Annotated in this window: 1 protein-coding gene; it reads left to right on the top strand. The window is 56.1% G+C overall.

Features of this window, described 5'->3' with window-relative positions; translation table 11 throughout:
• Nucleotides 1-47: 47 nt before the first annotated feature.
• Nucleotides 48-321: TRAP transporter small permease (locus SB822_RS55850; RefSeq protein ID WP_410858944.1), on the top strand; the 274-nt coding region annotated here is incomplete at its 3' end.

Here is a 321-nt window from a genome sequence, read left to right as displayed (position 1 = left end):
AATGGGGCTGCCGGATCCAATCCGGCAGCTGCCACGTCGAGGATACCATGACAAAACTATTCAAAGGATTGGAAGGCATATGTCGCCTTCTGATACTGGCAGCATTTCTCTTATTGATGGGGGCGGTGCTGTTGCAGGTCTATGCGCGCACGTTTTTGAGCAGCGCCCCGGTCTGGACCGAGGAACTGACCAGATTCTGCCTGCTCTATATTGGTGCGCTCGGCGCGGGCCTCGCGCTGCGTAGTGGCGATATGGTCAATGTCGACCTTCTTTGCGAAAGCCTTCCCGGACGTATGCCTTGGATTTTGCGACTGGTCAGCG

The organism is Paraburkholderia sp. SIMBA_054 (assembly GCF_046534875.1).
Taxonomy (GTDB): Bacteria; Pseudomonadota; Gammaproteobacteria; order Burkholderiales; family Burkholderiaceae; genus Paraburkholderia; species Paraburkholderia hospita.
This window is presented reverse-complemented; position numbering and strand designations above follow the sequence as displayed.